The sequence below is a fragment of the Microseira sp. BLCC-F43 genome (assembly GCF_041929235.1).
Taxonomy (GTDB): domain Bacteria; phylum Cyanobacteriota; class Cyanobacteriia; order Cyanobacteriales; family Aerosakkonemataceae; genus Microseira.
The window spans coordinates 1-13,011 of sequence record NZ_JBHFNP010000003.1 but is presented as its reverse complement, the minus strand read 5'-3'; the positions used below and the strand labels follow the sequence as shown (position 1 = coordinate 13,011).

8 protein-coding genes are annotated in these 13,011 nt (G+C 45.6%); all 8 read right to left on the bottom strand.

Annotation, left to right across the window (positions count from 1 at the left end; translation table 11 throughout):
- Positions 1 to 1,376 (bottom strand): LON peptidase substrate-binding domain-containing protein (locus ACE1CM_RS00895; RefSeq protein WP_374875522.1); only part of this gene is annotated, 1,376 nt, incomplete at its 3' end.
- A gap of 184 nt (positions 1,377 to 1,560) precedes the next feature.
- Positions 1,561 to 2,055 carry a host attachment protein gene (locus tag ACE1CM_RS00890; protein ID WP_374875521.1) on the bottom strand — a complete coding sequence of 165 codons (495 nt, stop codon included), beginning with the start codon at positions 2,053 to 2,055 and terminating at the stop codon, positions 1,561 to 1,563.
- A 237-nt stretch (positions 2,056 to 2,292) separates the two neighbouring features.
- Positions 2,293 to 3,588, bottom strand: a complete 1,296-nt coding sequence (locus ACE1CM_RS00885; RefSeq protein WP_374875520.1) for a response regulator — start codon at positions 3,586 to 3,588, stop codon at positions 2,293 to 2,295.
- A gap of 11 nt (positions 3,589 to 3,599) precedes the next feature.
- Positions 3,600 to 6,335 carry a CHASE2 domain-containing protein gene (locus ACE1CM_RS00880; protein WP_374875519.1) on the bottom strand — a complete coding sequence of 912 codons (2,736 nt, stop codon included), beginning with the start codon at positions 6,333 to 6,335 and terminating at the stop codon, positions 3,600 to 3,602.
- 134 nt (positions 6,336 to 6,469) lie between these two features.
- Positions 6,470 to 7,168 carry a DUF928 domain-containing protein gene (locus tag ACE1CM_RS00875; protein WP_374875518.1) on the bottom strand — a complete coding sequence of 233 codons (699 nt, stop codon included), beginning with the start codon at positions 7,166 to 7,168 and terminating at the stop codon, positions 6,470 to 6,472.
- Positions 7,169 to 7,470: 302 nt separating this feature from the next.
- Positions 7,471 to 8,442 (bottom strand): CHAT domain-containing protein, encoded by a 972-nt coding sequence (locus ACE1CM_RS00870; protein WP_374875523.1) that lies wholly within the window; start codon positions 8,440 to 8,442, stop codon positions 7,471 to 7,473.
- A gap of 530 nt (positions 8,443 to 8,972) precedes the next feature.
- Positions 8,973 to 10,127 (bottom strand): tetratricopeptide repeat protein, encoded by a 1,155-nt coding sequence (locus ACE1CM_RS00865; protein WP_374875517.1) that lies wholly within the window; start codon positions 10,125 to 10,127, stop codon positions 8,973 to 8,975.
- Between the two features lie 13 nt (positions 10,128 to 10,140).
- The gene (locus tag ACE1CM_RS00860; protein ID WP_374875516.1) at positions 10,141 to 12,663 is read right to left on the bottom strand and encodes a filamentous hemagglutinin N-terminal domain-containing protein; all 2,523 of its coding nucleotides are present in this window, start codon (positions 12,661 to 12,663) and stop codon (positions 10,141 to 10,143) included.
- Positions 12,664 to 13,011: the final 348 nt, after the last annotated feature.

Genomic DNA, 13,011 nt, shown 5'->3' with positions numbered 1-13,011 from the left:
CGTACCGATGATCCCCGCTTGAGTTCCCCCCTGATTAAGGGGGGGTAGGGGGGATGGGGGAGTTCCGCCCGGAGTAGGGGGGGGTCGGGGGGATTGGGGAGGTCACAGCGGAGGAGGGGGGGGTAGGGGGGAAGGGTCAGGGGCCCGCGGCGGCTGGGGGCCTTTCCCCCCTGATTCTGGGGGGGTTGGGGGGAGGGGGGAGTTCCCCCCTGATTAAGGGGGGGTAGGGGGGGATCCTCTGCCATTTTCCGAGTCTGGGCGTCTTGTTTTAACTTAAACGTTGCCAGGTGTTCGATTATACGGTCTTTAATTTTATCGAGTCCGTGGTGGTCGGCATCTAAGACTTCCCTGGCATTTTTCAGGTTGAGGTTGTCTTGTATTGTTTTATTCCAGGGCATTTCTAACAGCCAGTCGAGGTAGGTGCGAATCACCCCGCCTTCTGCCGAACTGCTGCCAATGCGTTCTAGGCGAGCGAGTTCTCGTTTGGCTTGCTTTTCGGCGACTTCTGGCAGTTGGGTGGTGGCTAAACGCGATCGCAACTCTTCAATTTCCTGGCGTTCCGGATCTCCTTCTCCCAATTCCTCTTGAATTTTCTTCAGTTGCTGGCGCAGAATGAATTCCCGCTGTTGATCGTCAATTTCCTTTTTGGTTTCCCCCAAAATTTCACCCCGCAGGCGCTGGACTTCTATTTCCTGTTGCAAAGAACCCAGAACTTGACGCAATAGCATTTCTAGGTTGTCTTGTTCTAGCACTGCTTGCATTTGCGGCACTTCCTGTTGCAGCAGCGTGGTTGTTTCGTAAGCTAACTCCATCGGATCGTCACTGGAAAGCAACATTGCCAGAATCTCTTCTGGAAAGTTGGGATTGATCGCCGCAGCTTCGCGCCAGAGGGATTTTATCGCACCGTTCAAGGCTTCTAGAGTCTGGGATTTGCTTCCTGCTGCTATGGCTGCTTCTGGTGTCAGTTTGGGTAGCCGCCGAAACTCGACTTCGTATGCTGGATCTTGCTTTAGCAGTTGTTCAATTTTGACTCGTTCTTGACCTTGAACCACAAGCTGAATTGGTCCGACGGGTAATCGCACCACCCGCTGTATGACAGCCAGGGTGGCAACGGGGTATAGTTCCTCCAAGCTTTCTATTTCGGCATTTTCGTCGTTTTCCAGTTTCTTTTGCGCTTCCGGACGGATGGCAGCGATAATCAGATGCTTTTGCCTAGTCAGCATCGCTGCTTCTACTGCTGCCATAGAGCGCGGCTTGCCGGCGATCGCCGGTAGGGTAATTTTTGGCAACAATACCATGTTGCGTAGGGGGAGTAATAAGCAGGTTTCCAGTCCTTCCAGTTTTCTGGGGGAGAGGAAAGTAGACATAATGTTCATAAAAACCTCCCGTTCCCGATGCTCAAAGTTCTGTGCCTTTTCCCCCTTTGGAGCATATGATTGCAGCGAACAGGTAAGGACTTTGAGTTGCGTACTCGGACGCTGTTTCTCATATCTTAATTTTATTTTGTCCTCGCCTCCGAGTCAAAGCCAGCGCTTTCCTTACCTGTTGGTTAAAAATGGCCTAACTTGTCAGTTTTTTACGTACTGGCAACAGATTTTTCTGGGCTAGATGTTCGTGAATTTCTTTTGGCTTAAGTTTGCATAAGTCCTTCGCTAGTTCTTGCAGTTGTACGTTTTTAGGTAGGACGGGCGCAAGTGCTTCCCTTACGCATCCTAATATTTGCGGTTCGGCGACTAGGAGCAATCGCTGAGTTTGTTCTGCCTGAGTTAGGTTGACGATTTCCGTTGCAATTGCAACTGCAAACCGGCGCTCAAATTCATCTACATGGTTTTGTCGATGATCGTCATAGGCGTGAGCTTGACCCCCCGAACCTTTATTGCGCCCTGTTTTGACATTCGACCACAGTTCTTTCCCTGCAAGTTCTTTAGTCGGATTGGAGATATCTTTGCGTTCGATTAAATTCGGGCCATATTCATACTCCGGCAATTCGGCTTGCTCTAGGCATAGAAACCGCGCTCTAGTGCCATCAATAACAGCAACGAGTGACTGAATCATGTCATGCTTGAAAAATTCGGAAGACCCCTATCTTAACATGTTGCTCTCCCCTTCTCACACTTCCTGAATAAATCTTAAAATTTGCGTTTCTGACCAATTTGTTTATCCATTTTTATTTAAAAAAGCCGCGCCTCATTTACCTAAGATTTGTAAATTATATTAAATTTTTCTCATGGCAAATTACCCCAATTTAACCATTATGGCCTTTTCTTCTTCATCCTCCATCTATCTAAAGAATTAAATCGGCAGCTCAATGATAAATTCAGTTCCTTCTCCGAGTACGGACTTACAACTAAGCTGCCCCCCGTGTTTCTCTTCTATAATCTGACGAGAAATAGATAATCCCAAGCCAGTTCCTCTCCCGACAGCCTTCGTCGTGAACAAGTGGTCGAACACCTGGTTGCGGACTGACTCGCTCATACCGCAGCCATTATCTTTAATTAAAATAACCAGGTTAGATTTTTCCACAGAAGTCCGAATCAAAATCCGATTGGGATTGGCTGCGATTTCTTGATAGGAACGTCCCTTATTTGATTCATCAACGGCATCAATCCCATTGCTCAGGATGTTCATAAATACCTGATTTAACTGACCGGGATAACACTTAATTTCCGGAACTTCTCCATAATCGCGCACCACCTCTATTTCCGGACGCTGTTCGTTAGCTTTGATCCGGTGTCTCAATATCACTAAGGTACTATCAATTCCCTCGTGGACGTTAAACTCTACCAAAGAGTGAGAATCTAAGCGAGAGAAGGTTTTTAAAGAAGTACTGATATTGCGTATCCGTTCCGTACCTTCCTGCATGGATGCAATCATTTTTGGCAAGTCTTCGCTCAAGAATTCTAGATCGATTTCATCAATAAAAGCGGCAATCTTGTCTGAGCAATTGGGATACTCAGATTGATAAAGATGAATGAGGTTAAGTAAATTTTGTATATCTTGATCTGCTTGGGTGAGATTGCCAGCGATGAAGCCTACAGGATTGTTAATTTCATGGGCGACTCCAGCGACTAATTGACCGAGAGTAGCCATCTTTTCATTTTGTACTAACTGCAGCTGAGATTGTTGTAAATCGAGGAGAGCTTGTTTGAGTTTAGCTGTGCGCTCTTCTACCTGTTTCTCCAGCAGTTCGTTTTGTTCTGATAGCTTTTTACTTAGAGCGCGCAATTTAAGATGCACCCCGACGCGGGCTAAAACTTCTTCTTGTTGAAAGGGTTTTGTGATATAATCTACTGCTCCTAAATTTAATCCTTTAACTTTATCAACAGCCTCGTCTAATGCGGTGATAAAAATCACTGGAATTTCTTGAGTTTTCGGGTTACTTTTGAGCTTCAGGCAAGTTTCAAACCCATTAATTCCCGGCATCATCACATCGAGTAAAATCAAGTCTGGAAGGGCATATTCTGCTTGCTTCAGTGCCCTTTCGCCATCCGTGGCTACTAAGATAGTCCACCCAGACTCTGCCATTGCTCCCGACAACACTTTTAAATTGGTGGGATTATCGTCTACTAGCAAAATTTTACTATTCATTGCGTCTCCTTTTATTTATCTATAAAATTTTTGATAAATTCTTCTATTTTTTCCAGAGCAAAACTTGATGCTAACTGCCGCAATTCAGTGGCAAAGGGGGCATAGTTTGCATCTTTTTGTTCTAGTTTTTTACATGCCTCTTCTATTCCTTGAAGATTCCCCATCATTGCTAGGTCATACAAGGTTAATAATTCCGCTTTTTCGGGAGCAAGTATGGCAGCAGAGACGATTTCTTCACCGCTCAAACTTGTGTCTTGAAGATTTGCCGAATCTGATTCTTCCTCGTAGAGCCATTCGAGTTTCAAATATTTTTCCAACATCCTCAATAATTCGTCAATTTGCACGGGTTTTGGCAAAAATTCATTGGCTCCTGCCGACAAACTTTTTTGTCTATCGATCTCAAAAACGCTGGCAGAAGAAACAATTATTGCTCGCTCTTGAAATTGGGAATCGCTGCGGATTTGTTGAATCATTTCCAATCCATCCATAACTGGCATAGCCAAGTCAGTAATAATCAAATCTGGTGCCGACTTGGTCGCCACATCGATTCCTTCTTGACCGTTGGTAGCCTCAATTGTAGCAAAACCGATTGCTGCAAGTGCGTTGACGAGAAACGAACGGTTTTCTCTCCTATCATCTACTATCAAAATGCTTGGTTTTTCACCTTTAATTCCAATAATTTTATCGCGCCTTTCCGGGTAGTTTTTTTTCGTCCCCACGGCTAGGGGCAGTTCTAAATCAAACCCAAAAATACTCCCTTCACCTAAACGACTACGTACTTCTATTTGGCTGCCCATTAAATTCACAATTTTTTGGGTAATTGCCAATCCTAATCCCGTGCCTTCTATCTGACGCGCTTTATCTCCGACCTGCTCGAATCGTAAAAAGATATTTTCTAATTGTTCTTCGCTCATGCCGATGCCGGTATCTTCAATTGAAAAGCGGATTTGGGTAATTGGTAATTGGTTATAATTCGTTCCATTACCGATTACTTCTACTTTAAAGGTGACGCTTCCTTTGTCGGTAAATTTGATGGCATTGCCTAGTAAGTTGATTAATACTTGTCTCAGCCGTTTTTCGTCTGCTTTGACCCACAAGGGAAGTATAGATAAATTGGGTGAAATAAATTGAATGCCTTTTTGGTCGGCTTTGATGCGACAAATTTCTGCTACGCCAGTGAGAAAGTTGTGAAAGTTAAAATCCGTCGGATGCAGTTCTAATTTTCTTGCTTCTATTTTAGACAAGTCTAAGATATCGTTGATTAAGGTCAGCAGGTGCGAGCCGCACTGGTAAATGATATCAATCCCTTCTTTTTCCTTTATTTGAATTTTTTTTGAGCGTTGCAGGATTTGTGCGTATCCCAAAATGCCGTTAAGAGGGGTGCGAAGTTCGTGGCTCATGTTAGCGAGAAATTCGCTTTTGGCAATATTGGCGGTATCTGCTGCTAGTTTAGCGGCTTGGAGTTGGGCGGTGCGTTCTTCGACTCGCTGTTCTAGGGTTTTGGAGTAGTTTGTCAGTTGTCTGTTGGCTTGTTTCAAGCGCCAAATTTGGTAGTAGTTGGTCATAGCAATGGCAGAAACTGCCATTGCTATTAAGGGGGGAACTACCGGAATCACCCAGCCAGTCAAGAAAGCTAGATAAGATATTAAAACTAGAAAACTTGCTGCACAAATAATTCCCTCAACGACTCTACCCAGTCCAATAATTTTGTTGTGTGATTGATTTATTTGGAGCAATATCCAACTTCCGGTTGCTCCAATATAAGACCAGAAAAAAATCCATAAATATTCGATTGAATGGGACCAAGGTTCTAACAAAGGACGCCCGTCAATGGCTGCACTTAATATTTGGCTGGATAAGTTGGCGTGAATTAAAACTCCCTCGAGGCGGGAATCATAAGGGGTGTAACTGAAATCGTTGAGACTTTTGGCGGTGACGCCGATCAAGACTATGCGCGCTCCGATTAAATCTGGGGGTATTTGGTTTGACAAAACATCGGTGAGCGAGACGATTTGGAATTGCGATCGCATCCCGCGATAGTTCATTAATATTTGATAACCGCCGATAATATCTGTTTTGTAGTTTCCCTCATTACCCGTTAAAGGCTTAAACAAAGCTCTACCCAATTGCAGATGACTTTTTTCCCCATCGACCTTTTTGGGCGTCATCCCTTTTCTTTCTAAATACATCAGCGCCGAAAGCGCTCCCAGGGACAGTTTAGATTTTCCCGAACCATCTTCTGCTGACAATAACGCGCGGCGGATTTTCCCATCGCTATCGGGTACGAAATCGGCGAGCGCTACTTGACCGCGAGCGTATAAAATCGGCGGCGGCGCGACGGCTTGCCCCAAAATTTTTTCGACCCCTATGAGGTTTGGGGTATTATTCATCACCTCAGCCAGTTGACTATATCCGGGACCTACAGGTAAATCTCGATAAATATCTAAGCCAATGACCGCTGGCTGTTGCTCCTTAATCCTGTCAATTAACTTGGCTAAGATAATATCAGGCATGGGCCATTGTCTGAGTCGCTTGATATCGGATTCTGTAATTTCGACTATAGTAATACGGGAATCTACGGGTTCAGCCGGACGCAGGCGAAAAAATCTATCCGTAGTCCCCCATTCTAAAATCTGAAATAATTCCGCTTTATCCCCCACTATGACAAGTCCCGCTACAGTTATCGCTGTAGCGATGACTCTTGCATATCGCTTGCACCCCTGTAAAATTTTTTCCTTTAGCCACATAAGATGTTTTGGTTGCACTCGATCGCGGCGCTTGGATAGAGGGAAAGGGACAAGGGGAGAATAAGATATAAAGTATAGATTATTTAGTTGCGCTTTAGCATTCAATAGGGTCAGCGCAACTAGGATTTTGCATATTACAGGGTTAGTGGACTTTTTGCGATCGCTTGCAATCCCACCGAGGTTAACAATTCTTCCCAACTCTTAATCAAAGTTGAGTCTTGAGGTTGCGATCGCACGGCGTCAGCCATATTTGCTAGAGCTTCGTACCAAATTCCCTCTTGGGAATAGGCAATTGCACGCTCTAGAGATGTCTTGGCTGTTTCTAGTTTACCAGCCAAATTGGCATTGACTGATGTGCGGCGCACCCACCCCTCAGCAAAAGGATTGTCCGGATCTAAATCGGCGATGCAGTGGATTTCCACTACCCACCGATAATCATTGTCTATTTCTAGCGCTTTCACCGTTTCTGGCACAGTGATGCGAATCACACCTCCAGTTTCGCTTAGGGCTACTTTTGTGCGGTAAATCAGATTTCGATCAGCATCTTGGAGAGTAAAGGTAGCTTCTTTCGCTGTTGTTTTAGGCACGTAGACAAAAAAGGTAGGTCGCTCGGATACAGTTAATCCCAAACGGCTGTTCGGAATTAAGGGTGTTACTGTATCTTTGGATGCGATCGCATTACTCAAGCAAGCACCGTTGTTACGAGTCGCTCCACTCGTCGTTTCCTGGCGAGGCGCGCCAGATATGCCTTTCGGCGTGGAAAAGGTTACCGCACTTGCTCCGAGGCAGACTGACACTGACCAGCTAGTCAGGAGCAAAGTAGTTGTCAACATAGAAAATCGTTGGTTTTTCATGTTAAAATTTTCTATTCAGATCTGATTGACTTTTTGGGAAAATAATAATCCCATTACAACTTAACCACTGTTAACTTAACCAGCCATCAGTGTTTTTTCGCAATTAACCGTTCTAAAAAGCACAATTTTGCGAAGGGGAAATCGGTAATGGGCGATCGGGTAGGGCAAAAGCATTGCGGCGTCAAGATTCGGGTAGAAGCAAAAGGTTTTTTATCACAATGGTTTCGCATAGTAGGTAATTTTTTCCATTAGCCATTAGCCATTAGCAATGAGCAAAAAACTTACAACCAATTCCCAACCAAAACAAAGGGTGCCCAGTAAAAAGGATGGTTGTACTTTGGTTGTTTTAACAGAAATAATTGAGCTTGACGCAACGCTTCAGATTTAGCGCTATCTGGTTTAGCTAGCTGCTTGTAAAATTCAGCCATAAAATCAGCGGTGGATTCGTCGTTAACTGACCACAAAGTTGCCATTGTAGAACGTGCGCCGCTTTTTACTGCGAGTCCAGCTAATCCCAAAACTGCTCGCTTATCCCCTTTAGCCGTTTGACAAGCGCTCAAAACTAATAGTTCGATCGGGTGATAAATCGTTTCATTTCTGCGTCCTATAACCTCTGACAATTCAGTCACGTTTAGCTTGCCATCCCAGGTTAAAATAAACGTGTCTTCGATTTTAGAACTAAACTGCCCGTGGGTGGCTAAATGCAAAACTGGTGTGTTTGTATCTGATAAAGTTTGCTTCAAAGAATGACTGGTAAATTTTTGATTGAGCAAAACTTCAGAAGAAACTTTTCTGGTAATTAAATCGACTTCTGATTGCACGCCTGGTAGAGCAATAAACCCTTGACGAGCTTCGCTTAAACCACCAATTAAAGTTTTAAGTTGTCTTGTAGCCAGGGGGTGGGGGTCTAGTAACTGCAAGCCGGGAGCGAAAGCGATGCTATACTTTTCGATTAAGTATTGTTGACCGTCGTAGAGAGCCGCCATTGGCAGATTTCGCAAGAAACCATTGATCACAAAGACTAAGGTTTTTACCCCAGTTTCTGCGATCTCGGTTTGGGCAGGTCTAATTAACCAGTCATAAAGCGTACCGTAAAGGCTTAAATGCTCTGTTGTGGCAGCAGATAAGCTTAAAAAACCTCTCAATTTCTTGAGGTTTCTTTCTATTTCCGCTTGGGGTAAGTAGGTTTTATAATTGCGTAGCGGTTTTCCCGGAAGTGACAATATAACTTCGATGCGGTCTTTTAAAATCATGGGATAGATAACTGCCGCTGTTGGATCGATTTTATCGATTTGCTGCGGTTTGCCATCTAAACAAGCTTGCCGAAAGAAATTATCTAGTTCTGCAAGTTGCAGTCCTTCGATTACTTCAAGCGCCTGTTTTAGGTTTTTTTGATCTGCCCCCTTATCAAGGGGGGGTTGTAGCAATAAATCGACGAGTTCGCGATAGACGGGTTCGACGCTGTCGAGGAAAGAAAACTGAACTTCGGGGTTCATTGCTACCAAGTCGCGGCGAATAGTATTGAGGGTTTTAACCGCGTTGGTGTAAGCTGCAATCGCTCGATTAATATCCCCCCTTGATTTGAGAATTTCCCCCAATTGTGCTTGCATCGGAGCGGCAATTTCTTCCGCTGAAATTCCATTAGCAATTAATAGCGCCTGTTCGGTTAAACTTTGCGCTTCTGCTAACTGTCCGGTTAGTTGATAAACTTTCCCTAACTCGCCAAGTGCATAAGCTTCGGCTCGCTTATCGTTGAGTTGTTTAGCTTGTTGGATGGCTTTGGCTAATAGTTGAGCAATTTCTTGGTAATTGGTAATTGGTAATTGGAGGATGCGCTTTGGGGCGGGTTTAATGAGATATCTCGTGGATGCGGCGATTGGTTGGTAAAACCCGCCCCAAAACTTTGGCTCACCTGCGCTATCTTTATCCAACTTTGGGCGAAATTAACCTGAGCGTAAACCGACATGCGACTGGGGGGTAAATTTGCGCTCGCTTGTTTAATTTGGGGTAGCAATGCTTTCGCTTCTTCCCACTGTTGCTGTTTTACGAGAGTTTTCAATTGCGATAGTAAAGCTTCGGTTTTGTCAAGGGGTGTCGTTGCTTTGGCTGCGGCTTGGCGATAAAATTCAATTGCTGCATCGAAGTTTTCTTGGGCGCGGCTGGTATTGCCCAAACTAAATAAGGCGGCGCTGGTAGCAGCATCTGAGCCTAATTTTTGACTAATCGCCAAACTTTGCTGCAAGACTTCTTGCGACTGCTCTAAGTTGCCTACGACTTGCAAAGCAACGCCCAAACTCCGCAATCCGGTTGCTTTAATTAAGGTATCGCTTTGAGATTGCAATTGTTGGTTGACTTGTTCTAAAAGTGCTTGCGCCCGACGATACAATCCCAAGGTTTGTAAAGCTTGAGACTGATTAATTATTGCTCCCAATTTCCCGACTTCATCCCTGGCAAAATCGTAATTCTTTGCGGCATTTTCCCACGTTTGTAGCGCGGCTTCTGTTTGCCCCATTGCTAGTTGAATGCTGCCAAAGGTATTGAGGGCTTGCGCTAAAATAACTGTAGCTCCAGGTTGGTTGGAGGCTTGTTGCAATAAAGTTTGGGATTGTTGCATCGCTGCGATTGCCTGGGGGAGTTGCCCTAACTGCAAATAAGCGAAAGATAGATAGCTTAAACTCATTGCTTCTTGCAGCTTGTCGCCCTGCTGACGATACTCAGATGCGGCTTGTTGCCAAAGTCTCGCCGCCTCGCTGAAGCGCCCTGCATCGGCTTGATCCCGCCCTTGTTGCAGTAAACTGCGGGCATCGGTACTCGTTTGAATTAGCGGCGGGTTGGGGGGACGATCGTAGCTGCGGGATGGGGAGGGGGAGAGCGCGTTCGCCACCACCAACGTTAGCAATCCCAACCCTACGTACAGAAGTAATTTTTTTAATCGCATTTTCACCCCACAATTACTTAGCAACAAGAGGACGACAATTAGGCGCATTATACCCGCGAATTCGATTAGGATTTTGCGCCACCAACTCTACCTGACCCCGATCGTTAATTACCCAGCCAGTTGCTTCCACAATTTGCGTTGGTGGTTCAGCTTTGGGTAGATTTTGTGCAGGCAGGGACGCAGTTTGATCCAGAGCGGACAAATCTCGGTTATCCCACCATACGGCACGACCTAAAAGCCCCGAACTAGGGTTTTCTGGTAATCCGCCCCTTCCCGTGATGCTAAATGTATTGCCCCTATCGGCAGCACAACCCGTGGTAATTTGCTCGCTAGTGTCAAGCAGATTTTGTGACAATTCAACAAAGAATGAGCGATTTTCTACTTCTGGGTTGGTAATTGCCACCGTACCGGAAAGACCAAATTGAGAACTGGCGGTGATGTCGCTTTCTGGAGTCGGTTGGGGACGAAACTGAGTCCCAAAGATACCAGAAGTGCTGATAGAGATATTGCCGCCCCGACCAAACACTGCATTAGCGCTGATGTCGCTATTTTCCAGGGCAGCGATGACATTGGCATTGATAGTTAGGTTGCCGCCGTTACCCGTCCCGTCTCCCAATCCAGCGGTGGTAGTGATAGAACTATTGCGACGCATTTGCAAACTCTGCGCTTGCAACGCAATGTTGCCCGCTTCACCCGATACGGTTGTTGCTGAGAAGCTACCGTTTCCCGAAACCAACACTGAACCTGCATTTACAGTTAGGGTTCCGCCTCTACCCACCCCTTCATTATTGACGCTGACAAATCCCTGTTCGGTTAGTGTTAAGTTTGGTGTGTTGATAGTGAGATTGCCAGATGTGCCACTCGGAACATCTGGTAGCCCTGGAAAAACCCTTCTCACAGATTCAGATGCAATGGCAACTGATGAGCGGATACGACTAGGGGTTGCATCGATTGGGTTGCGATCGCTTACTTCTACTGACTCAGAGGCGTTCACATTTATATTTCCACCATCACCCGTACTAAAGCTGGCTGTAGTTAACCTGCCACCATTACTAACGCTCAAAGTGCGGGTGTTGATAACAATATGCCCCGAATTACCAGCCCCAAAACTATTAGCAAACAAAGCACCATTACCGTTGCTAGTACCAATCAGTTCTATGATTTCAGCATTGACAGTTATAGTACCGCCCGCACCTCTATTAAACGTTGTATTGGAAATGATTCCACCGTCTGATAAAAATAATCGCCGAGCAAATATAGCGATGTTTCCTGCTTTGCCAGTAGACAAGGTGTAGGCAGCAATGGTGTTGGATGCATTGGGAACAAATCCGCTAAACTCTACTAGCTCAGAGGCATTCACAATGACATCACCACCAGTTGCTTGACTAAATGTTCTGTTATAGATGCCACCAGCACCTCTAGAGATTAGTCGTTGCGTAGAAACGGTAATATCCCCACTCGTTCCGGTTCCTAATGTTTCGCTGACCAAACCGCTGCGAATTCTGGTGCTGGGGATATAGCCACTGAATTCTACAGACTCCGCAGCACGGACGTTGATGCTTCCTCCTGGTAGAGAACCTCGGTTTTGCGACCATAAAACTGAGCCATCGTTGAGACTAACCTGCCTGCCTTGGACTTGAATTGAGCCAGCAGTAACACCGCTGACATCTGCTAAACTTTGCTGCTCAAGTCGAAGATCTCGAAAGTCGTTGGCGCCAGCATAGTCTAGTACAAACTCTTGGGAATTAGGATTGAAGCCGACTATACCTTCTGCAACACTGCCTAACTCAATTCTTCCTCCTGGTGCTGTCAGTGTCATGCCATTGAGCGTCACATTCCCACCCACCAACGCTAATGTCCTTCCTGGTTGCACCCCCAGTCCGGTGTTACTATCTGTAACAACATAGGGTGTCTGTTCTGCATGTGTTGTGGTCAGGTTGTGTCCTGTTCCTTGCGCCGTAATTGCTCCCGGATTACTACCAAATCCCAAACCAATGGGAACGCTGACTGTGAGCAAGGGTGCTACTGTTGGGTTGGTAGCACTAAATTGCGTCCCATCGGCAAAGTTAATGCTACTGGCAGTACTGCCGATAAATGAACCCCCGATATTTAACCTGGCATTCGGACCAAAAACTATCCCGTTGGGGTTGAGCAGAAATAGGTTAGCCCTCCCATTCGCTCGAATTAACCCGTCGATATGAGAAATATTGCTGCCAGTTACGCGACTGAAGATGTTTTGCACATCGACCGGATTGTTAAAAAATGCTTCTCCCCCTGTGGGAAGGGAAAATTCTTTAAAACTATGGAATAAATTGCCCCCAGCGCGACTTCCCCCGTCAATAGTAAGGGTATTGCCGTTGGGCGTGACAATGGAATTAACGGGTAGAGTGGCGTCTGGGACGATTTGCGCTGCGGCTGGAATGGAAAATAATAGAGTTGATGCAGCGTACGCCACACCCTGCAAACACCATAGTTTCATCACTATACCTGCACCACTTCTACTAATTGGGATTTGACTGACCAGTAGTTTATTCAATTGCTTAATCCTGCCTCATCAGTAATTACCCTGGTGTCAGCTCCGGTATATTCAAAGGTTATCGGTGAAAACCACTAATTGTGCGTTATATCATGTCCGCGAGAGATCGGTAGTGTATGGATGGCTAATTGCTAGCCATTGCTCGCAATTCAATTGCCTCCAAGCCATTAGCGATTAGCTATTAGCAGTTACACAACCGTTGCTATTGGACATGATATTAGGTGTCGTTAAGGATTGCGTAAACCCGATGATGATAGTGGCAGTGTCTGACAGTTGGTAGGGGAAACCCAAGAATTGCTGCCACTAGCAGCATCAGCCACCAATTCCACCTGACCTTGTGCATTGATG